The organism is Kitasatospora sp. RG8 (genome assembly GCF_017813315.1).
In the GTDB taxonomy this organism is placed as follows: Bacteria; Actinomycetota; Actinomycetes; order Streptomycetales; family Streptomycetaceae; genus Kitasatospora.
Genome location: NZ_JAGIYX010000023.1, coordinates 128,735 through 150,501 on the forward strand (window position 1 = coordinate 128,735; position 21,767 = coordinate 150,501).

Annotated in this window: 14 protein-coding genes; 13 read left to right on the top strand and 1 reads right to left on the bottom strand. The window is 73.6% G+C overall.

The window, feature by feature from the left end; genetic code table 11:
• Positions 1 to 963 precede the first annotated feature (963 nt).
• From J5Y04_RS43670 to J5Y04_RS28905, 8 genes are all read left to right on the top strand, one after another.
• Positions 964 to 1,560, top strand: coding sequence for a helix-turn-helix domain-containing protein (locus J5Y04_RS43670; protein WP_209415334.1), 597 nt, complete (start codon positions 964 to 966; stop codon positions 1,558 to 1,560).
• Between the two features lie 350 nt (positions 1,561 to 1,910).
• Positions 1,911 to 2,648 carry a DUF4142 domain-containing protein gene (locus tag J5Y04_RS28875; RefSeq protein ID WP_245205610.1) on the top strand — a complete coding sequence of 246 codons (738 nt, stop codon included), beginning with the start codon at positions 1,911 to 1,913 and terminating at the stop codon, positions 2,646 to 2,648.
• A gap of 71 nt (positions 2,649 to 2,719) precedes the next feature.
• Positions 2,720 to 4,111 (top strand): DUF1996 domain-containing protein, encoded by a 1,392-nt coding sequence (locus J5Y04_RS28880; protein WP_209415335.1) that lies wholly within the window; start codon positions 2,720 to 2,722, stop codon positions 4,109 to 4,111.
• A 236-nt stretch (positions 4,112 to 4,347) separates the two neighbouring features.
• Positions 4,348 to 5,250, top strand: coding sequence for a hypothetical protein (locus J5Y04_RS28885; protein ID WP_209415336.1), 903 nt, complete (start codon positions 4,348 to 4,350; stop codon positions 5,248 to 5,250).
• The gene (locus J5Y04_RS28890; protein WP_209415337.1) at positions 5,247 to 6,689 is read left to right on the top strand and encodes an NADH-quinone oxidoreductase subunit NuoF family protein; all 1,443 of its coding nucleotides are present in this window, start codon (positions 5,247 to 5,249) and stop codon (positions 6,687 to 6,689) included. The genes J5Y04_RS28885 and J5Y04_RS28890 overlap by 4 nt, the downstream gene beginning before the upstream one ends.
• Positions 6,690 to 6,954: 265 nt before the next feature.
• Positions 6,955 to 8,007, top strand: a complete 1,053-nt coding sequence (locus tag J5Y04_RS28895; RefSeq protein ID WP_245205611.1) for an SCO0930 family lipoprotein — start codon at positions 6,955 to 6,957, stop codon at positions 8,005 to 8,007.
• On the top strand, positions 8,004 to 8,513 hold the full coding sequence (locus tag J5Y04_RS28900; protein ID WP_209415338.1) for a hypothetical protein: 510 nt from the start codon (positions 8,004 to 8,006) through the stop codon (positions 8,511 to 8,513). The genes J5Y04_RS28895 and J5Y04_RS28900 overlap by 4 nt, the downstream gene beginning before the upstream one ends.
• A 1,274-nt stretch (positions 8,514 to 9,787) precedes the next feature.
• Positions 9,788 to 10,624 (top strand): sigma-70 family RNA polymerase sigma factor, encoded by an 837-nt coding sequence (locus J5Y04_RS28905; RefSeq protein ID WP_307853352.1) that lies wholly within the window; start codon positions 9,788 to 9,790, stop codon positions 10,622 to 10,624.
• Between the two features lie 446 nt (positions 10,625 to 11,070).
• Here J5Y04_RS28905 and J5Y04_RS28910 read toward each other — a convergent pair whose 3' ends face one another.
• Complete coding sequence (locus tag J5Y04_RS28910; protein WP_209415340.1) at positions 11,071 to 11,718, bottom strand: hypothetical protein; 648 nt, start codon at positions 11,716 to 11,718, stop codon at positions 11,071 to 11,073.
• 382 nt (positions 11,719 to 12,100) lie between these two features.
• Here J5Y04_RS28910 and J5Y04_RS28915 point away from each other — a divergent pair, with 382 nt between their 5' ends.
• From J5Y04_RS28915 to J5Y04_RS28935, 5 genes are all read left to right on the top strand, one after another.
• Positions 12,101 to 14,428 (top strand): N-6 DNA methylase, encoded by a 2,328-nt coding sequence (locus J5Y04_RS28915; protein ID WP_245205616.1) that lies wholly within the window; start codon positions 12,101 to 12,103, stop codon positions 14,426 to 14,428.
• The gene (locus J5Y04_RS28920) at positions 14,425 to 16,416 is read left to right on the top strand and encodes a class I SAM-dependent DNA methyltransferase (RefSeq protein ID WP_209415341.1); all 1,992 of its coding nucleotides are present in this window, start codon (positions 14,425 to 14,427) and stop codon (positions 16,414 to 16,416) included. Before J5Y04_RS28915 ends, J5Y04_RS28920 begins: the two co-directional genes overlap by 4 nt.
• Positions 16,413 to 17,708: a restriction endonuclease subunit S gene (locus tag J5Y04_RS28925; protein WP_209415342.1), complete on the top strand. Its 1,296-nt coding sequence runs from the start codon at positions 16,413 to 16,415 to the stop codon at positions 17,706 to 17,708. The genes J5Y04_RS28920 and J5Y04_RS28925 overlap by 4 nt, the downstream gene beginning before the upstream one ends.
• A gap of 56 nt (positions 17,709 to 17,764) precedes the next feature.
• Positions 17,765 to 20,920 (top strand): type I restriction endonuclease subunit R, encoded by a 3,156-nt coding sequence (locus J5Y04_RS28930; RefSeq protein ID WP_209415370.1) that lies wholly within the window; start codon positions 17,765 to 17,767, stop codon positions 20,918 to 20,920.
• Between the two features lie 295 nt (positions 20,921 to 21,215).
• Positions 21,216 to 21,758 (top strand): TetR/AcrR family transcriptional regulator, encoded by a 543-nt coding sequence (locus J5Y04_RS28935; RefSeq protein ID WP_209415343.1) that lies wholly within the window; start codon positions 21,216 to 21,218, stop codon positions 21,756 to 21,758.
• Positions 21,759 to 21,767 lie beyond the last annotated feature (9 nt).

Below are 21,767 nucleotides of genomic sequence, written 5' to 3' on the forward strand. Positions count from 1 at the left end.
CCCCTGATGGGGGCCACATCCTACAAGCAACCGGGAGAATACCTGTTCGGTCGGCACAAATGCGGGGATGGACCGGAGTTCGTCGATCCGAGGGTTCCATGTGGCTCTCCGTGCTCGGCGGTGATCTCTCCTGATCGGACCGAAGCGGTCGGTGATCGTGGTGATGTGACGACACGTCAGATGCCTTCTGGGAGGGTCGGCGCGTCGGCGGGGCGCGATCGCGAGCGGGGCCGCGCGACCGGGGCGGCGTCAAGTTCGCTGCTCCGCACGGCCGTCGGGCGGCCGTCGGTGCGTGGACGTGCGGTCCTTGCGGGGCGGTGCTTCCGGCGGTGGACGAGGGGGGTCGGGCGCCGCGCGAATGGTAACGGATTGATAACGCGGCGGGACGAAACCTCCGGCGGCCCATCTCTAAACGTGTCCGGCCCGGTTGGGGTCGACGGTTTCGAGAGAGAGGGGTGCCGCCATGCGGGAAGCATGCTCCGGCAGCAGGTCGCCGGTTCCGACTCCGTACGAACTCTTCGTGCTGGGACGGGCCGCGGGCGAAACGGCGGCCGCCGGGTCGAGGTGCGTCGGAACGCGTCCGGCCCGGGCCGGACGGGTCGGCGTGGTCCTGGGGGGTTCCGCCGACGGGAACTGTTCCGGCGTCGTGGGAAGGGGGTCGCGGTGAGCGGGCCGGCCCTGCCGGAGGCCGCCGGCTTCCGGGAACCCGCGCAAAGCCGGCCCGCCGGTCGCGTCGACACGGCCGGTCGGGTCGGCACGGCGGGCGACGGGAACGCCGCCGGCCGTGATGGCGGGGCGGGCCGGAACGGCAGCACGCGCCACGGCGGCGCGGCGGGACGGACCGGCACCGGTCACGGTCCCCGCGGTCATGGCGTCCGGCGCACCGAGCCGACCACGGTCCAGGCGGTGGCGCTGTACTCGTCGCCGGGGGCACCGCCGTCGGGCCTCTCCGGATCGGGGGTCGTGGCCGGTACCAAGGGGACGTTGCCCTACCTGCTGATCCCCGACCCGCTGCCGGGCATGCCCCGGGCACTCGCCCTCTGGCTGGGGAGCCGGACCGCCGTGGTGGGGCCGGTCGTGCCGGTCGAGGACGCGGTGATCTCGCTCGGCTGGGCCCGCAAGCTGCTGACGATGGTGCCGGACGGGGCCTCCGGTGGGATTCACTTCGTCGAGGACCACCTGGCGACGCTCATGCTGTTCCAGGACCCGCTGCTGGCGGGGCACCTCTCGGCGAAGTGGCTGGGACGCCTGGCCGACATGACACCGCAGCAGAGGGAGTGGGCGGAGGAGACGCTGATCGCCTGGTTGGAGGGCGGCGGCACCCTCCCGGCCGCCCGCCTGCTCCGGATCCACCCGCAGGCCGTCCGGAACCGGCTGCGCAACCTGGAGAAGATCTTCGGCTGCGGTCTGCGCGACCCCCGGGCCAGGTTCGAGCTCCTGCTGGCGTTGAAGATCCAGATCATGGCGTCCGGATACGCGCGCCTGCGCCGCAGAGCCGGGTTGCCGGCGCTGCTCCGGACGTCCGGGCCCCGGCGGGACGTCCGGACGAACGGGCGCTGAGGCCCGCCCGCTCACGCCGACCGGGCCCGTGCCGGCGGCACCCGGTGCGCCCGCCCCGGGACCGTCCCCGCCCCCACCGGGCAGGACCGCGTCCACCGGTGCTGCGGCCCGTGGGCCGCCCGCGCTCGTGATCCCTTCCGGGGCGGCGCCGGGCGTCCGATGCCGGGTGTTGCCGGACCGTCCCCTCGTGGCAGCCGTCCCGCGCTGCCGCGTCGTCCCCTCGTCGGCCGCGCCGTCCGTGGACCGCCCCGCGCGGGTCGTCACCGCGCGGACCACCGAGGCCCACTCGGACCGGTTCCCGTCGGTTCCGCGCGGCCCTGATCCTCCGGGTGCGGTGGAGGAAGAGCCCCATGTCATCCATGAGAAAGAAGCGCGCCCCGGGAACGGCCGCCTACGGCCTGCCCCTGGTGAGCCGCCTTCCCAGGTCGTTCGCCACCCTCCTGATCATCGTCGCGATGATCCTCACCGCGGCGGCCCTGGTGTACCCGGTGGCGAAGTCGGCCGGTGCCTATCGCAGCGCCCCGGTGAGCGACGACCACGCAGTGGCGCAGACACCCACCGGCCCGCTCACCGCCCTCGACCGGGACTTCGTCAAGCGGGTGCGGCTGGCCGGGCTGTGGGAGATCCCCGCAGGCCGGATGGCCCTCGCGAAGGGCAGCAGCCCCGGGGTCAAGGAGGCCGGCCGACACCTGGTGCAAGGTCACACCGACCTCGACAAGGCGGTGCTGACCGCCGCCCAGACCCTGAACCTGGACGTGCCGAGCGAGCCGTCGGCGCAACAGCAGGGCTGGCTCGAACAGTTGGACGCCGCACAGGGCGGGGAGTTCGACGAACTCTTCGCGAACATCCTGCGCAGCGCCCACGGGCAGGTGTTCGCGGTCGTGGCGCAGGTGCGCGCCGGTACCCAGAACTCCACGATCCGGGATCTGGCGAACACGGCCAACGGCACGGTGCTCGACCACATGAACGTGCTGGAGGACACCCAACTCGTCAAGTTCGACAAGCTCACCGCGCTGCCGACCGGTTCGGCCGCCCCGTCCGCGAGCAGCTCGCCGGCGCCCGCCGGATCGAGCCGCCCGACCCGCTAGACGACGACCCGGACGAACGCCGTCCGCGGCCTGCCCGGCAGGCCCGATGGTCTCTGAGGAGTGTGAGGAACATGAAGTCCCGTAAACGTGGCACGTCGAGGAGAAGGGCCGGTGCCCTGCTGTTGGCGGTGATCCTGGGCATCGGCACGGCGGGAACGGTCGCGGCGGTGTCCTTCGCCGGTGAGCGTCCCCGCAATGCGCGGTCGGCGTCCCCGCAGGTGGGCACCGTCGCCTGCGCCGACGCCGGGGCGGCCCTGAACGAGGTGCCGGAAGCGTCACAGGACGCGGTGGACAAGACCCTCGCCGAGCTCGACGTCCAGGTGGCGGACGCGTACACCCGGCTGTCCGCGCCCCGCCCCGACGACAGCGAGGACCGCGTCCTGGGTGACCTCGCCACCAGGCGTACGGAGACCCTGAAGAAGCTGTCGGGCAGCGCCGGCCAGGACTCCGGTCTGCCCCAGGACGTCTCGGGGATGGCGAAGTGCGTGGTCAGGCACGATCTCGTGGTCGAGGACTCGGCCAAGGGGTACAGCGCCGACGGTGAGGGCGGGACCGTCGCCCAGACCAAGGCGGCCTCCCTGGCGAAGTCCCTCCCCAGGCGCGGGTTCGTCGACATCCGCAGCGTCTCCCCGAACGTTCCGGCGCCCGTCCGGAAGGGGCCGGCCACCGGCTCCTTCACGTCACAGTGCGGGCGCAACGAGAACCGCCACCTCAACCCCGACAACGTGATCGTCGCCCCCGGCGTGAGCAACGGGGCGCACCACATGCACGACTACGTGGGCAACGTGGCCACGGACGCGTTCTCCTCCAACGCCAAGCTCGCCGCCTCGGGCACCACGTGCTCGAACGGGGACCAGTCGGCGTACTACTGGCCCGTCCTGCGGGTCTTCGACGGGACCAACGAGAAGGACGCCAAGGCTCCCGGCGGCGGCAAGGACCGGAACGTGGGACGGATCCTCACCCCGGCCGAGGCGAACATCACGTACACCTCCAGCGCCGGGAACCCCGTCCAGCCGATGGCCCGGTTCCTGCGCATCATCACCGGTGACGCCAAGGCCTTCACCAACGGGCCGGCGAACGTCCGGGCGTCGTGGAGCTGCACCGGGTTCGAGAACCGCCAGGTCGTCGACAAGTACCCGATCTGCCCGCAGGGGAGCAGGGTCGTCAGGACGCTGAAGTTCCCGGACTGCTGGGACGGCAAGAACATCGACAGCGCCAACCACCGGACCCACACCGCCTTCTCCAACGCCTCGGGCTCCTGCCCGAAGAACTTCAAGGCGATCCCCCAGCTGGTCGAGCGCGTCGCCTACGACGTGCCGGCCGGGGTCCGGTACGCCGTCGACAGCTTCCCCGAGCAGCTGCACAACCCGATCACCGATCACGGTGACTTCATCAACAACATGAACAAGGGCCTGCTGGACCAGATGGTCGGCTGCATCAACCAGGGGCGTCGCTGCGGGTGACCCCTCCCTTCCGGTGCCGTCCGTTCCGGTGCCGGCCCGTGCGGGACAGGCCTGCGCGGGACGGGCCGGGCCACCGCGGGCGCGACGGGCCGCCGGGCCCGGGGCCGGCCCCCGGAGGGCGACGGACGGGCTCGGCCGGGGCCCGGGGGAGCGATCGCGACTCCCCGCGCCGCCGGCGCCGGGATCCCGACATCCGATTCGACAGCAGGTTCAGGACGAGGCCGGAGGGCTCAGCAATGGTGAGAGGGCAGAGGCGGCGGTCACGGCGGTTCGGCCCGGTACCGCGGGGCGTCGAGCGGGCCGGCCGGGCGCGCGCGGCGGCCGAGGGCGACCAGTCCGCGGAGGGCGGTCGCAAGCAGCCGAGTCCGTGGTCGTTCCTGCCGCCACTGGCGGCGGGCCTGGGCGTGACGGCCGTCGTCGTCAACCCCGGACTGCAGTCGTTCCTGACGTTCGCCGTCGGGGTGCTGGCGCTCGTGTCGTTCACCTCCGCGGTCCTGTGGGGCCTGGCGGCGACCGACCGGCTGATCCTGACCCCGGCGCACCGGCTCGTCGCGCAGGCCGTCCACCGTGCGATGGGCGTCGCGGGCGTGGTCTTCCTCGTCCTGCACGTCTGGATGAAACTGGTCGTGGGACAGATCGGCATGCTCGCGGCCTTCGTGCCGTTCGCCGACCCGGCCAAGCCGGTGGTCCTCGGCCTGGGGACCGTGGCCGGCTACCTGTTCCCCGCGGTCGCGCTCGCCGGGGCGGCCCGCGGGAGGCTCGCCCGCTCGGGTGACGCGCGCCGGTGGAGGGTCATCCACCTGTGCTCGTACCCGGCGTGGGGCGCGGGCCTGGTCCACGGGTTGCAGTCGGGCCGGCTCGCGGCCTCCTGGGTGGTGCTGCTGTACGGCGCGGCCGTCGTGGGCGTGATCGTCGCGCTCACGCTCAGGCTGGTCCTCCAGGACCGCTCCGGCCCGCGCCAGGCCACCGTCCGGCCACTCCGGCCGGAGACCGGCGGCCCCGAGGCCCCCCTCCCGCGTCCGCAGGCGGCCGCGCGGCAGGCCGTGGCCGTCGGACAGGGGCCGGCCGTGGGGCGGGGCGCGGCCGCCGGGCCGGGCCTGGCCGGCATCGGACTCGGACGTGGGCGGCTGGACGGGTGAGCGGCTTCCCCCCGCCCGTCATCTGGTTCGGACGGCCGGTCCTGTTCGCCGGCCTGGAGAGCCTGGACCGGGTCGACTACCGCTCCCACCTCGTGGTCCACGGCCAGTTGCCGGCGCTGCGCGCGGAGGAGCTGGCCGAGCTGGCCGAGAACGTGGACCTGCGCGGCCGGGGAGGTGCCGGATTCCCCTTCGCCCGGAAGCTCAGGGCGGTCGTCAAGGCGGTCGCCCGGCGCCGCACCAGGCCGGTCGTGGTCGTCAACGGAACGGAAGGAGAACCGAGTTGCCTGAAGGACACCACGCTGCTCCTGCGCACCCCGCACCTCGTGCTGGACGGCGCGCTGATCGCGGCCGTGGCGCTGGACGCGGAACAGGTGGCGATCGGCGTCACGCGGGCCGACACCGAGGAGTCCCTGCGCCGGGCGCTGGAAGAACGGAGGTCGGTGAAGCCGCAGGTGACGGTGGTGCGGCTGCCCGAACGGTTCGTCACGGGCGAGGGGAGCGCCCTCGCCCGCGGCATCACCAACGGGATCGCCCTGCCCAGGGGAGGTGGCGTGCGCACCAGCGACAGCGGCGTCGGGGGTGCCCCCACGCTGCTGTCCAACGCCGAGACGTTCGCTCAGCTCGCCGTGGCGGCCCGCTGGGGTGCGCTGCCCTACCGGGAGATCGGCACCCCCGAGGAACCCGGTACGGTGCTGCTCACGATCGCCGGCTCGACCGTGGTGGAGACCCCCACCGGAGTGCCGCTGGAACCGGTCCTGGCGGCGTGCGGCCTGGACGTCGGGCAGGGGGTCCTGGTCGGCGGCTACCACGGGAAGTGGCTGACCCCGGAGGCCGCCCGCTCGGCCGTGGTGTCCCGCCAGTCCTTCCAGAGCCTCGGAGGGGCGCTGGGCGCCGGGGCCATCCTGCCGCTGCCGGAGACGACCTGTCCGCTGTGGGAGGTCGTCAGGATCTCCCGCTGGATGGCGGACGAGACGGCGGGCCAGTGCGGGCCGTGCTACCTGGGGCTCCCCGACCTGACCGCGGCACTCGAGGACCTGGTGCGCGGCGGCGGCCAAGCCGCACTCGACCGGGTGCAGGCCGGGATGCGGGCGGTCACCGGACGGGGGGCGTGCAGCCACCCCGACGCCGCAGCCCGTTTCGTGGCCTCGTCGCTGGCCGTGTTCGACGACGACCTGGTCGCGCACTCGTACCAGGGAGGGTGCGGGCGGCCGCTGCAGGACGTCCTGCCGCTGCCGGAGGTCGAGAGCGCCGGCACCATCGTGGTCGACTGGACGCTCTGCGAGGCCCACGGCCTGTGCACCGGCGTCCTGCCCGACGTCATCCGGTTGGGGGCGGACGGGTTCCCCGCCGCGGGCGTGATGCCCGTACCCGCGAGGCTGCTCTCCCGGGCGGCGCGAGCCGTCGACCGTTGTCCCGCGCTCGCGCTGCGGATCCAGTGAGGCCGACGCGGTTCCGGGCGCTGCCGCTCCTGTCCGAGCGCGGACCGGGCGGACCGGGCGGACCGGGCGGCCCGGGTGGGCCGCGTGGCCCGCGCGGCCCCGGGCGCTCGTCGGGGCGGCGGCGGGCCGATCGAGAGCTTCCGGAGGTCCATCGACCCTGAGACCCACGTCCCGTGTCCGCGGACCGGCGTTCGGCGCCGGAGCGGACCTCAGGGGACGCACACATCCACGGAAGGCCAGTTCCACCGATGGAAAGGCAAGCAACATGTTGACGAAGCGATACGGACTGGTCGGGCTCTGCCTGCTGCTGGTCGGGCTCGTGGTGATGGCCCTGACGGGCAGCATGAGCAGCAGCGCCAAGTCGTCGTCCGGGTCGGGCTCCGGCCAGCTGGTCGGCGCGCAGGACGCCGCGCCGGCCGGCGGCGGAGCGTACGGCTCCTACGGCTCGTACGGCGGTGCGGGCGCGTCGCCGTCCGCCGGCGGTCAGTCCGCCGGCGCGTCGGCGGGCGGGGGCCAGGCCGGGGGAGCGCTGACCGTGCGCAACGACGCCGCGCTCGGCATGGTGGTCACCGACGGACAGGGCTTCACCCTCTACCGGTTCGACAAGGACACCGCCAAACCGCCGATGTCCAACTGCAACGACGGCTGCGCCAAGACCTGGCCGCCGGTCGCCAAGGAGGGCACGACCGCGGGGAGCGGGATCGAGGCCGGCGTGATCGGCGAGGTCACGCGGGCCGACGGATCGAAGCAGCTGACGCTGGGCGGCTGGCCGGTCTACCGCTACGCGCAGGACACCGCGGCCGGTGACACCAAGGGCCAGGGCGTCGGCGGCACCTGGTTCGCCCTGGCACCCGACGGCAAGAAGGCGGCCGCCGCGGCCACCGGCGGGACGACCTACCCGTCGGGGACGTCGACGGGTGCAGCGCCGAACCCCCAGCCGTCGCAGCCCGCCCAGGGCGGGGCGCAGGTCTCCGTGACCGTCCAGGCGCAGCTGGGTTCGATCGTCGTGGACGCGCGCGGCATGACGCTGTACCAGTACGCCAAGGACCCGTCCTGGCCGATGCGTTCCCTCTGCGAGGGCCAGTGCGCGATGACCTGGAAGCCGGCGCCGGCCGTCGACCCGAGCCAGGTCAAGGGCGTGGACCCGAAGCTGATCGGCAAGATGCAGCGCTCCGACGGCACCTGGCAGCTGTCCGTCAACTGCAAGCCCGTCTACACCTACGCGGGCGACAACGCCCCCGGTGACGCCAACGGGAACGGCAAGGACAACCTGTGGTCGGCCATCAACCCCGCCGGGAAGCCGGTGACCGGTAAGTGACGGCCGGGGACTCCACCCTGGCGGCCGTCCGGCCGCAGAGGACCGTCCGTCGCAGGCTCCAGTGGCTCGCGCTGACCGTCCTGCTCCTCCTGGGCGTCGTCGAACTGCTCGGCGGTGCGGGCGGGTTGCTCACCCCGTCGCGGACGTCGGCCGACGCCGCCCGGGCCTCGGTGGAGGACCTGGCCCAGCGGATCGGCTGTAAGGCCGACATCACCGCCGACACCACGGACCTCCGCCAGGGGCTGTGCACCCTGGGCGACGACGAGGTCTGGATCGCCACCTTCCCGACCGCCGGGGCCCAGACGGCCTGGACGTCGGGGGCCGAGGAGTACGGAGGGTCGTACCTGGTGGGTGACCGGTGGGTGGTCGTCCTGTCCGACACCACGGCGGACCTCCTGCACGCGAAGCTGGGAGGGGTGATCACGGGCGGCGCCGACCACACCGGGCACGCCGGTCACGGCGACCGAGCCGATGACACCGGCCACGATCCGTCCGGGGCCGGCTGACCCCGGCGAGCGCTCGACCGATCGGGGCGGTGGCGACACCACGGGACTCCCCGGGCCTGGGCCCGCGGGAGTCTCCGTGGCGTCGCCACCGCCGTCGCGTTCCGGGCTTCCACGGGCCCGGGCCGGCAGGTGTGCCCACCCCGCCCGGCGGGTCGTCGAGCCCGGGGAGGCGGGGCCGACGGCAGCGGGGCGGGGACGGGCGCGTCGGCGCTCTCGCGCGAGCCAGGCCGGGTGGCCCCGGGGGAGCAGGTGCCGGGGAGCGGGTGCCGAGGAGCGGGCGGCCCGCGGAGCTGATCCCCTGCGGGCGGGACCTCGGAGGCGGGCCGCCCGCTGACGTCCGCCGAGGCCCACGAGGCGTTCCTCGCCGCCTCCGTGAGGGCCGGCCGCGTGCCACCCGGCCGGGTTCCACCGCCCTGTGCGGCAGAGGGACGTCCGACAGCCGTGCGCGCGACGGGCCGCGACCGGGCTTCTCGGACCACCCTCGGGGCTCCGGACGGTCCCGGCATCGCGCCAACGCCTCCGTCGCGCCCGCGGAACGCCCGGAGAACCCCAGCAGTGAAGACTCGCAGGGCAGTTGCGGCCTCGCCGTCCCGCCGCGGCTGTTCCGGGCCTCCGCCGCCTCGTACGGCGCGGCGCGCGCGTCCGCGCCCGGCCCGTCGACGACGGGCCGGGAACGTCCTCACGAGACGTCTCCCGGCGGCACGACGGGTGCCAGGCGGGGTCCCGGAAGTCCGTCACGGTGTCATGGGTGGTGCCGCGCCATCGATTCGGAACATGCCAAACCCGAATCGGCATTTCTGTTATACCCACGGCGCGGGACACGAGTTCGGGACGGAAGGGACCAGGGAGGTCGGCGGGGAGGCGGGCCGTCGAGCGTCCCGGCGCCGGCGCGCACAGCCCGACGGGAGCCCCCCGCTATTCGGTTTGGGAATGGGCGGGCAGGAGGCGGGCCTGGAGACGATTGCCCGAACGCCGTCCGGCTGGTGTGCTGTGGACCACCTTCCACCGCCTCCCGACGGCACGGCAGTCGTCCGTCACCGGTGTCGTCCAACCCGGGCAGGCCGAAGGCATCGACAGCGTCACGTCCCTCCGGGACCGGGTGCCCCCGCGCCCGTCCACCCAAGAGCCGCCAGGTGCAGCGCCGCGCCTGCCCCGCCTCGCCGACAACCGAGCCACGCCCGATCTCCCCCGACCCCGTGTGCGGCCGCCGCACCCCCCGGTGCGCGCGACCTGCCCCTCACGGGGCGGCCAGAGCTGAGGAGAACACATTGACCGTGCGTTCCGACGACCACGGACTGGGTCTGAGCACCATGAGCGACGTCGAGCTCTCCGCGGTCCTTCCCGCCGCGACCGCCACCGACACCTCCCGGGTCGGAGAGGTGATGGCGGAGGTCTTCACCCGCCACCACGGCGCGGTGCTGGCCTATGCGCGCGGCTACTGCCGTGACCCGCAGACCGCGCAGGACCTCGCCGCCGAGGCCTACGCCCGTACGTACATGTCGGTGGCCCGTGGCCACGGACCGCGTCACGCCTGGCGCCCCTACCTGATGGCCTGTGTCCGGCGCACCGCGATGGAGTGGAGCAGGCACGTCACCCGCCGGGTGCTGCTGCCGGAGGACTTCGAGACCTGGGCCGAACACCTCGCCGGGGACGCGGAGACCGAGGCCGCGCTGCTCGCCACCGAGGAGACCGCCCTGGTCGCCAAGGCCTATCGCTCCCTTCCCGACCGGTGGCAGGCGCTCCTGTGGCTCACGGTCGTGGAGGGGGAGTCGGCGGCCGCCGTCGGACACCGGATGGGGATGACACCGAGCGGAGTGCGCTCCCTCGCCGCGCGGGCCCGGGAGGGTCTGCGCGAGGCCTACCTGCGAGGGGACGCGGACCAGGCGGCCGAGCCGGCGTGCTGCTACGTCACCGCCCGGCCGGCCGACGTGATCCGGCGCCCCGGCCGGCGGCGCGGCCCCGAACCGGTCCGGCACCTGGAGAGCTGCGAGGGTGGCGCCCGGGGGGCGGGGGAGGTCGAGCGTGCCGACCACGGCGCGGTGGCGACGGCGTCGACGGCCCCGGGCCCCGAGGCGGCGCGCCGACGCGGGTGCCCGGTCCGTCGGCGGTGAGGAGCCCGTCCGCGGCACGCGCGCGGCTTCGTGCGGCAGGACACCGCCGTCCCGGCCGTTGCCCGCCGTAGCCGGCCGCGATCCGGGGCGGGTTCCGGCTCCGTGACGACGGCGCTCACGGCCGACGGGCCGACGGGCCGGCGGAGACGCCGGGAGGCGCGGACGCGCCGGCCGTCCGCGGTGCTTGCCGCGGACGGAACCGGCCCCCGGGTGCGCCCGGCCGTCCCCCACGCCTGCCCGGCCGTCACCGCCGGGCGCGCCGCCGGGACGGCCCGGGCACGGTGGAAGGAGCCGGCGGCAATCCGCTCAAACCGGCGTCCGCCCCGAGGGAATGACGGTTCTTCAGGCCTGCTGGGGGTCGTCGTGGCGTACTTCGCGGGGGCCCGGAGAACCCCGGCGGGGCCGACGCCGGCGATCAGCCGCCGCCGTCCCGGGTGGAGGAGTGCCTACGCCCTGCCGGGCGTGGGCACCGCCTCGGGCAGGGTCCTGCGGACGGCCTCGCGGAGGAGCTCCTGGACGTCGTCGAACGAGCCGTTCCCGTCGACCACGACGAAATCCTCGAATTCCGGGAGGGAGCGGTAGGCCGCCCGGTAGTCGGCGAGGAACTCCAACGTCTCCTCGTCGATTCCGCGACGCGCGATCCTTTCCCGGGCGACTTCCGGATCGACGTCCAGGAAAAGGGTGAGGTCGGGCTGCGGGAGGGACCGGTTGAGCCGCCTCAGGAATTCCTCGTTGTCCGCCTTCTGGAGGCGGACGGCGGCGTACTGGCACGCGGTGTAGCGATCGGCGACGGCCACCGCGCCCGGGGTGTTCAGCACCTCCTCGACGGGGGCGAGCGCCGACAGCCGCGCGCAGGCCGAGATGAGCCTGATCGTGTCGGCCCCGAGCATTTCCAGGTGGCCCGGGAAGCCCTCTTCCCTGGCGATCGCGTCCAGGGCCCGGCGGACCGGGAGCTGTGTCTGGTTCAGGAAACGTCGGGTCGGGCGCCCCAGGCCCTCGAACCACTCGGCGAGTCGCCCCACCTGGCTCGTCTTGCCGGCGCCGTCGATTCCCACCACCGCGACGAGATGGCCGCTCCGGCTCCTGGGTGTCACTCTTCCGTACCTCCAAGATGACCCGTGTGCACGGATTCGGGCGCCTCGTTTCCCCTTTCGGCCCAGACTGCACGGCCTGTCCCGCCATGTCAACGACGGTCGGGGCGGGCGACTTTGGGTTCTGGCCGATCGCACCGGAACGCCCGCAAAACCGGGACATGCCGGATGAATGCCTCCCGGATTTCCTTGAGGCCCCCGGGAGGTGATCTTCGCACCGCAGCGCGGCCGCTCCCCGGACCCGGGCGCGTCGGGCGGGGACGGCCCGGGCGGGGTGATCCCGGGAGGGCGGTTCGTGCCGGTGAAAGCACCGTCAATCGAAGATCGACTGTTGCTGATGGTGTAGCTTGTTTACCGTCCATTTTCCGGGAGGGGCGGGAACTCCATGCCGCAACAGCCAGCAGCGCCGCCGTCCGCCCGGGTGACGGCCGCGGAGATCTCCCGCATCGCCGGCGTCACCCGCGCGACCGTCAGCAACTGGCGGCGGCGTCACGCCGACTTCCCGGCGCCCGGCGGCGGCACCGAGACCAGCCCGCTCTACGACCTGGGCGCCGTCCAGCAGTGGCTCCGCGAGCGGGGGCGCACCGCAGCCGCCTCGCCGCAGGAGGCGCTGCGCACGGCGCTGCGGCTGCTCGGGGCGGGCGCGGACACCACCCGCTTCTTCCCGCTGCTGGCCGCGGCGGCGCGACTCGCCGAACAGGAGTCGGACGGCCCCCTGGAGCTGTCCGGTGACCGGCTCGTAGCGGCCGCGAACCGGGCCGCGAACCAGGCCGCCGAGCAGGCCCCGAACCAGGCCGCTGACCAGGCCATGAACCGGGCCGCGACGGCCCGCGGCGCGTCCGGGCCCGCGGCCGGCCCCTACGGGAGCGAGGACGCGGGCGTGATCCGCGCGCTGCTCGCCTGCGTGCGCGGCGCGGGTCCGCGGGCCGCACTGGACGTCCTCGCGGAGCGCGAGCTCGACGAGAGCGCGGCCGGCGGCACCTACCGCACCCCCGAGGGCCTCGCCGAGCTCATGGCCGCGCTGCTGCCCGGGCCCGTCCTCCGGGTGCTCGACCCCGCCTGCGGCAGCGGCTCCCTGCTGGCGGCGGCCCGTCGGCGCGGCGCGCGCGAGCTGTACGGGCAGGACGCCCTCGCGCTCCAGGCGCAGCGGGCGTCGGTCGCCCTGATGCTGGACGAGCCGGGCCCGCCCGCGGAGGGCGGGGCCGTGATCTCCACCGGCGACAGCCTGCGCGCCGACGCCTTCCCCGGTCTGACCGCCGACGCCGTGCTGTGCAACCCGCCGTTCGGGGACCGCGACTGGGGCCGCGACGAGCTCGCCTACGACCCCCGGTGGGCCTACGGCGTCCCCTCGCGCTTCGAGTCGGAGCTGGCCTGGGTCCAGCACGCCCTCGCGCACGTCGAGCCCGGCGGGTACGTCGTGATGCTGCTGCCGCCCGCCCTCGCCTTCCGGACCTCCGCCCGCCGGGTCCGCGCCGAACTCGTCCGCAGCGGAGCCGTGCGGGCGGTCGTCTCCCTGCCGGCCCGCGTCGCCCACCCGCTGCACATCGCCCTGCACGTCTGGGTGCTCCAGCGGCCCGAGCCGGGGGCCGCCGACCGGGCCTCCGTGCTCTTCGTCGACGGGAACGGCGAGGCGTCGGACGGCGCCGGTTCGGGTGTCCCGGTGCGCGGTGGTCCACGGGGCGTCGACGGCGTCGACTGGGCGGGCCTCGCGGAACGCGTGCTGGCGCCGTGGACCGCCTACCGCGCCCGGCCGGAGGGCTTCGCCGACGAGTCGGGGTCGGCCCGCGCCGTCCCGGTGGTCGACCTCCTCGACGACGTCGTCGACCTCACCCCGGGCCGGCGGGTCCGCGCGGCCGAGGTCGACCCGGCGGCACTCGCGGGCAGGATCGCCGCGCTGCACGGTCAACTCGGCGAGCAGCTGGGCGAACTGGCCGCACTCGGCGGGGCGGGGGAGTGCGAGCCGGCCGGCGCCGCGACACGTGAGTGGCGCACCGTGACCGTCGCCGACCTCGCCCGGGGCGGTGCCCTCGCCGTGGTCCGGGCGTCGCCGCCGGGCGGCGGACGCGACCCCAGGGGCGGCGGCAGCGCCCCGGCGGAGGCGGGCGGGCACCGCCCGGTGCTGACGGCACGGGACGTCCGGGACGGCACCGCGCCCTCGGGCGACGGCGGGGACGCCCACCCGGACACCACCCAGGCGATCGCCGCGGGCGACGTGCTGCTGCGCGCCGCCGCCGGCACGGGCGGTGCAGGGCCGATGACCCGGGTCGCGGACGAAGGGGACGCCGGCGCGCTCCTGGGCTCCGCACTGCACCTGCTGCGCCCGGACCCGGCCCGCCTCGACCCGTGGTTCCTCGCCGGATTCCTCGGCGCGGCCGACAACATCTCCGCCGCCTCGACCGGCACCACCACGGTCCAGGTCAACCCGGCGAGGCTGCGCGTCCCGCTCGTGTCCCTGACCGAGCAACGCCGCTACGGCGAGGCCTTCCGCCACGCCCACCGGCTGCGCGTCGCGGCCCACCGCGCGGCGGCCGTGGCCGCGGAGGCCGCCACCGCGGTGACCGCGGGCCTCACCGCCGGCGCCCTGCTGCCGCCGGTGTCCGGCGGCGCCGCTGCGGCCGGGCGGCCGCAGCCGGCCCGCAGCAGCGACCAGACTTCATCCGTCCGGCCCGGCCATGGGCGGACGGCCCGACAGGAAACCGGGGAAACCCCTTGAACAGCAGCAAGCACGCGGAGCTGGCGAACAACGCCTGGTCGGTCGCCGACCGCCTGCGCGGCGACTACAAGCAGTCCGACTACGGCAAGGTCATCCTGCCCTTCACCGTCCTGCGGCGGCTGGAGTGCGTGCTGGAGCCGACCCGCGCGAAGGTCACCGCGACGGCGGCGCAGCTCGTCGGCCAGGACCTGGACGAGGACCGTTTCCTGCGCAAGGCCTCCGGTCACTCCTTCTACAACAAGGGGTCCCTGACCCTGAAGAAGATCGCCGACGATCCGCTGAACGCCGCGACCAACCTCCAGCGCTACGTCGCCGCGTTCTCCGAGAACGCCCGCGAGGTCATGGAGAAGTACGAGTTCAACCAGCAGATCCGCAGGCTGGAGCGGGCGAACCTGCTCTACCAGGTCATCTCCAGGTTCATCGACCTCGACATGCATCCCGAGGTCGTCCCCAACCACAACATGGGCTACATCTTCGAGGAGCTCATCCGCCGGTTCGCGGAGCAGTCGAACGAGACCGCCGGTGAGCACTTCACCCCGCGCGAGGTCATCACGCTGATGGTCAACCTGCTGGTGGGGCCCGACGCCGACGTGCTGAGCCTGCCCGGCGTGGTGCGCACCGTCCTGGACCCCGCCTGCGGCACGGGCGGCATGCTCAGCGCGGCGGAGGACCACATCACCGCGCTGAACCCGGGCGCCAGGGTGGAGGTCTACGGGCAGGAGCTCAACCCGGAGTCCTGGGCGATCTGCCGCTCCGACCTGATGATCAAGGGCCAGGACCCCGACCACATCGCCTTCGGCAACTCCTTCACCGACGACGGCCACGAGCATGAGAAGTTCGACTACCTGCTCGCCAACCCGCCGTTCGGCGTGGAGTGGAAGAAGGTCAAGGAGAAGGTCGAGCGCGAGCACGGGTCGCTCGGCGACGCCGGGCGGTTCGGCGCCGGCCTGCCGCGCATCAACGACGGTTCGCTGCTCTTCCTGCAGCACATGCTGTCGAAGATGAAGCCGGTCGACGCCAACGGGGGAGGCGGCTCGCGGGTCGCCATCGTCTTCAACGGCTCCCCGCTGTTCACGGGCGCCGCGGAGTCGGGCGAGTCCAACATCCGCCGGTGGATCCTGAGGAACGACTGGCTGGAGGCGGTCGTCGCCCTGCCCGACCAGCTCTTCTACAACACCGGCATCTCCACGTACTTCTGGATCCTCACCAACCGCAAGTCCGCCGCCCACAAGGGCAAGGTCGTCCTGCTGGACGCCCGCGAGCACTGGGTGAAGATGCGAAGGTCCCTCGGCGACAAGCGCAAGCAGATGAGCGAGGCGCAGATCCGCGAGATCACCCGCCTGTACGGCGAGGCCCTCCAGGTCGCCGACGACCCGGAGCACCCGCTGCACGGCAAGGTGAAGGTCTTCCGGAACGAGGACTTCGGCTACCAGCGCATCACGGTCGAGCGGCCGCTGAAGCTGCGGTTCGAGGTGACGGAGGAGACGCCGGCGACGCTGGCCGAGGCGAAGCCGGTGCAGCGGCTGGCGTACGCGGAGGAGTTCGTCGACGCGCTGCGGCCGCTGGTCGGCCGGAGCTGGCCGACCAGGTCGGAGATGCTCGTCGCCCTCAAGGACGCGGTCGTCGCGGCGGGCCTGGCCTGGCCCGGCGGCGCGGCGTTCGCGAAGGTCATGCGGGACCTGATCGGGGTCCGCGACGCGGACGGCGAGGTCCAGACGGTCAAGGGCGCGCCCGAACCCGACACCGAGCTGCGCGACTACGAGAACGTCCCGCTGGGGGAGGACGTCGAGGAGTACCTCCGGCGCGAGGTGCTGCCGCACGTCCCGGACGCGTGGATCGACCACGGCAAGACGAAGACCGGGTACGAGATCCCGTTCACCAGGCACTTCTACGTCTACCAGCCGCCCAGGCCGCTCGCCGAGATCGATGCGGAGCTCAAGGCGCTGGAGGCCGAGATCCAGGCCCTGCTGGGCAAGGTGGCGGAATGAGCCAGGCCTGGAAGGTGCGGTCCGGGACCGAGGAGGTCCCGGACGGCTGGGAACTGCGGCGGGTGGGGGACCTGGTCTCCCTCACGAACGGCCACCCGTTCCCCTCGGACACCTTCGGACCCACCGGCGACGTGCCGCTGGTCAGGATCCGCGATCTCGGCGACGGGCCGTTCGAGACGTTCGTGACCGGATCCGTCCCGCCGTCCGTGCTGCTGCGGGACGGCGACGTCGTCATCGGCATGGACGGCGACTTCAACCTCGTGCTCTGGAACAAGGGCCGGGCCGCCCTGAACCAGCGCCTGTGCCTGCTGCGCCCGCGCGGCGGGGTCGACATCCGGTTCGTGGCCTACGCACTGCCGGCCGCCCTGAAGATCATCAACGACCTGACCTTCTCGACCACGGTCAAGCACCTGTCCTCCTCGGACGTCCTGAGCGAGCGGATCATGCTGCCCCCGCTGGAGGAGCAGCGCCGCATCGCGGACTTCCTCGACGCCGAGACCGGTCGCATCGACGGCCTCACCGGCATGAGGCGCCGCCAGATCGACAAGGTGGCGGAGCGCTACAGCGCCTTCCTCTCCGAACTGGTGGTGCCCGGGGCCGGTGCGCCGGGCGCCCGCCATCCGCTGTGGCCGTGGCTGCCGGCGTCCGTGGCCACGGCCAGGCTCGGCTACCTCGCCCGGGTCCAGACCGGTGTCACCGTCCACGGCGCGCGGGACCGCAGCTCCGACGACGCCGAGTACCCGTACCTGCGGGTGGCGAACGTGCAGGGCGAGTGGCTCGACCTGTCGGAGATCAAGACGATCACCATCCCCGTGGCGATGGCCCGGCGCTCGACGCTGCGCCCCGGGGACGTCGTCATGACGGAGGCGAACGGGAATCCCGACAACCTCGGCCGGGGTGCGGTCTGGACCGGGGAGATCGCCGGAATGGTGCACCAGAACCACGTGTTCGCGATCCGGGCCGACCGGCGCAGGCTGATCCCGGACTACCTCTCCGCCCTGCTGGCGTCGTCCCACGGCCGGACGTACTTCCGCTTCACCTCGACGCAGGTCGGGATCGCCACGACGAGCAGCTCGAAGGTCCTGGACTTCCCGGTGCCGACCCTGGACCTCCGGCGCCAACGGGAGGTCGTGAAGGAGTACGAGGCGAACCGCGCGACCACGCGGCAGGCGACCGACGCACTCGTGCGTCAGCTCGACCTGCTGGCCGAGCGCCGGCAGGCACTCGTCACCGCCGCCGTCACCGGCCGGCTCGACGTGTCCAGCGCCTCCGGCCGGGGGGCCGCGCAGTGACCGCCGCGCCCCGGGTCCACGGCGAGGCCGCCTTCCGCGCGGCCGTCGTCGCGGCGATGACCGAGCGCGGGTGGCGCGAGGCGAGGTCGCGGAAGTACCGGGCCGAGCTGGGCCTGGACCCCGGCGAGCTGTTCGCCTTCATCCGCGACACCCAGGCCGACGCGTGGGACGAGCTGGTCACCACCCAGTACGCCGGTGTCCCGGAGGAGGCCGAGCGCGGGTTCGCGAAGCGGCTCGGCCAGGCGATCGCCTCCGACGGGCTGCTCAAGGTGCTGCGCGAGGGCGTGAAGGACCGCAGCGTCCTCCTCCGGGTCGCGTACTTCCGTCCCAACCTGGTCGAGGACGACTCCGTCCTCGACGGCTACCGGGCGAACCGCCTCACCGTCGTCCCGGAGCTGGAGTACGCGACCAAGCGGGCCGACCACGGCAACCGGCTCGACCTGGCCCTCTTCCTCAACGGGATCCCGGTCGCCACCGCCGAGTTGAAGAACCCGCTGACCGGGCAGGGCGTCGAGCAGGCGAAGGAGCAGTACCGCACGAAGCGCGACGAGAGCGAGCCGCTGTTCACCAGCCGGGTCGTCGCGAACTTCGCGGTCGATCCCGACCTGGTCTTCGTCACGACCCGCCTGCGCGGCGCGAGGACGCGCTTCCTCCCGTTCAACACCGGTTCCGCGGGCCCGGGGGAGCCCGGCGGCGCGGGGAACCCCGTTCCCACCACGCCCGGCACCTACGCCACCTCCTACCTGTGGGAACAGGTCTGGCAGCGGGACAACTGGCTGGACCTCCTCCAGCGGTACGTCCACCTCCACAAGGAGCGGACACCGGGCGGCGGGACCACCCGGGAGCCGGTCTTCCCGCGGTTCCACCAGTGGGACGCCGTCCGGAAGCTCGCCGCCCACGCGGCCGTGCACGGGGCGGGCCACAACTACCTGGTCATGGCCTCGGCCGGCTCGGGCAAGTCGAACACCATCGGCTGGCTCGCCCACCGGCTGAGCGACCTGCACACGCTCGCCGATCCGGCCGCCCTCGACCCCGAGGCGCTCGCCGCCGGCCTCAGGCCGGGCGTGCCGGTGTTCGACAAGGTCATCGTCATCACCGACCGCCGCAACCTGGACGCCCAGCTCCGGGAGACCGTCGGCGGCTTCGAGCAGACCGCCGGCCTGGTCGTGAAGATCGACGAGAGCCGGGGGGCGAAGGGCGCGCAGCTGGCGCGGGCCCTCTCCCGGGAGTCCGGGAAGATCGTCACGGTCACCCTCCACTCCTTCCCGGCCCTGCTCGACTTCCTCCGGCAGAACCCGACCGAGATCCGGGGCCACAACTTCGCGATCGTCGTGGACGAGGCCCACTCCTCGCAGTCGGGCGACGCGGCCGCCGCCGTCCGGGCAGCCCTGCGCGACCTGGGCCTCGACGGGGACTCCGGTGAGGCGGGCGCCACCGAGGCCGCCGCGGAGGAGACCCCCGCCACCGTGCAGGAGCGCCTCAGGCGCAAGGCCTCGCAGCGCTCCCGGGCCGCCAACCTCTCCTACTTCGCGTTCACGGCCACGCCCAAGGCCAAGACCCTGGAGCTGTTCGGCACGCTCCGGGACGTCGGCGGCGCGGCCGTGTACCGGCCCTTCCACACCTACTCGATGCGGCAGGCGATCGAGGAGGGCTTCATCCTCGACCCGCTGCGCAACTACGTCACCTACGGCACCTACTGGAAGCTGGTCAACCGGAACCCCGAGGAGCGCGAGGTCGACCCGAAGAAGGCGAACCCGCTGCTCGCCCGGTTCGCGCTGACCCACGACCACACCGTGGCGCAGCACGCGCAGGTGATCGTGGAGCACTTCCTCGCGCACACCCGCGGCCGGCTCGGGGGCCGTGCCAAGGCGATGGTGGTGACGGCGTCCCGCCAGTCCGCGGTGCAGACGGCCCGGGCGATCAGGAGCTACCTCAAGGACCGCGGCTACGACACCAGGTACCCGGACCTCGGTGTGCTGGTCGCGTTCTCCGGCTCGCTCGCCCTCGACGGCGAGGAGACCACCGAGGCCCGGGAGAACGGCGGCGTGTCCGAGGGCGCGCTGCCGAAGGCGTTCGCCTACACCCGGGCGGACGACAAGGCCGTCCGTGCCGGCGGGCCCGGCCGGCAGGAGTACCGGATCCTGGTCGTCGCGGAGAAGTACCAGACCGGCTTCGACCAGCCGCTGCTGACGACGATGTACGTCAACAAGACGCTGACCGGCATCTCCGCCGTGCAGACGCTGTCCCGGATCAACCGCACCGCCGAGCGCAAGGCGCAGGCGGACCTCGTGGTGCTCGACTTCGTCAACGAGGCCGCGGACGTCCGGGAGGCGTTCCGGCCGTACTTCGTGGAGGCGCAGACCTTCCCGTCCGAGCCGAACCTGCTCTACCAGGCGCAGAGCCGGGTCATGTCCGCGCCGGTCCTCACCGCACAGGAGATGGACCGGTTCGCCGCGGCCTACTTCGCCGCGCAGGACAGGGCCGGCGGGTCCGCGGCGAGGTGGGAGCGGCTGCAGGCGGAGCTGTACCGGCTGCTCGCCCCGGCGGTGGCCGCCTTCGAGGCCCTGCTGGACGGCGAGGACGAGGACGACCGGCAGGTGGCCGAGGCCTTCCGGGCGGACCTGAACGACTACGTGCGCAAGTACGGGTTCCTGGCGCAGGTCGTCCCGTACACCGACCCCGACCTGGAGCGCCTGCACCTGTACGGGCGGTACCTGCTCAACCGGCTGCCGCGCCGGGCCGACGGCGGGGTCGACATCGGCGAGGTCGACCTGAGCCATCTGCGGGTGGAGAAGACCGGCGAGTACGACGTGGGCCTGACCGCGGAGGGGCCGGCCCTGGTCCCGAACGTCGGTGACGGCGCGGGCGGCGGCGGGGAGCGGGAGACGTCCCTGCTGTCCCAGCTCATCGCGAGGTTCAACGACAGGTTCGGGACGGACTTCACCGAGCGGGACCTGCTGCCGGCCTTCAACGCGGCGCTCGCCGAGACCGAGGTCCGCCAGGCCGCCGTCGTCAACGACGAGGACAACTTCGGCAAGGTCTTCGACCGGGTCTTCGCCGACAAGGTCGAGGACTACATCGGCATCGTCACCGACCTCGGCAAGCGGTACTTCGCCCCGGACAGGGGATTCCAGTCCAGCCTCAACCGCAGTGCCCGCCGCGCCGCCTGGCGTCTGATCAGGAGCGAGGAGGGCGTCGGCGACGACTCCTGACGCCCGTGCCGCCGCCGCCCGGACGGGGCCGGCGGCCCGTGGAAGGGCCGCCGGCCCCGGGCGCGGCGAAGGCCGGCAGCCGCTCGGCGTCCCGGACCGGGCGGCCGCGCAGCGTCGGCTGCGGGGCGTCCCGACCCGGGCGGCCGTGCAGCCGCTGGTACAGGGGGCGGTCGGGGGCCCGACCGCCGGGGTCACGCGGTGGCGACTGCCCCGCGAAAACGGTACCGACCGGTACCGACAGCAGGACGGTACCGACCGGTGCCGTTTGGCGTCAAGGGTGGTTAGGATCGGGTGCATGGCAGTAAACGCAAGGGCACGCCTGCTGAGCACCGCCGAATCCCTCTTCTACGCCAACGGGATCCACGCGGTCGGCGTGGAGCGCATCCTCTCCGAGTCCGGCGTGGGCCGGGCCTCCTTCTACCGGCACTTCGCCGGCAAGGAGGCCCTGGTGACCGCGGTCCTGGAAGGCCGCGACCAACGCTGGCGCGCCTGGCTCTCCGAGCGGGTCGCCGCCCACGGCGGCCATCCGCTCAACATCTTCGACGCGCTCGCCGAACGGTTCGCGGCGCAGGACTACCGCGGCTGCGTCGCGATCAACACGATGACCGAGATCTCGGACCGGACCAGCCCGGCGCGCCACATGGCGGCGCTGCACAAGACCCGCGTCATCGAGCTCGTCGAGCAGCTCATGCGCGACGCCGACGTCCCCCAGCCGGAGGTCCGGGCCAAGCAGTTCGCCCTCCTGATGGACGGCGCCATCGTCACCGCGCTGCGCGAGGGCACCCCGGACTCCGCCTGGCGGGCCCGCGGCATCGCGGAGGCCCTGCTGGCCTCCTGAACCCCGCCG

What these genes read in the sequence shown, in the direction of transcription:
- J5Y04_RS28885 (WP_209415336.1), top strand. Translation starts at nt 4,348, where the DNA reads ATGGTGAGAGGGCAGAGGCGGCGGTCACGGCGGTTCGGCCCGGTACCG.
- J5Y04_RS28935 (WP_209415343.1), top strand. Translation starts at nt 21,216, where the DNA reads ATGGCAGTAAACGCAAGGGCACGCCTGCTGAGCACCGCCGAATCCCTC.
- J5Y04_RS28925 (WP_209415342.1), top strand. Translation starts at nt 16,413, where the DNA reads ATGAGCCAGGCCTGGAAGGTGCGGTCCGGGACCGAGGAGGTCCCGGAC.
- J5Y04_RS28875 (WP_245205610.1), top strand. Translation starts at nt 1,911, where the DNA reads ATGTCATCCATGAGAAAGAAGCGCGCCCCGGGAACGGCCGCCTACGGC.
- J5Y04_RS28880 (WP_209415335.1), top strand. Translation starts at nt 2,720, where the DNA reads ATGAAGTCCCGTAAACGTGGCACGTCGAGGAGAAGGGCCGGTGCCCTG.
- J5Y04_RS28915 (WP_245205616.1), top strand. Translation starts at nt 12,101, where the DNA reads ATGCCGCAACAGCCAGCAGCGCCGCCGTCCGCCCGGGTGACGGCCGCG.
- J5Y04_RS28930 (WP_209415370.1), top strand. Translation starts at nt 17,765, where the DNA reads ATGACCGAGCGCGGGTGGCGCGAGGCGAGGTCGCGGAAGTACCGGGCC.
- J5Y04_RS28895 (WP_245205611.1), top strand. Translation starts at nt 6,955, where the DNA reads ATGTTGACGAAGCGATACGGACTGGTCGGGCTCTGCCTGCTGCTGGTC.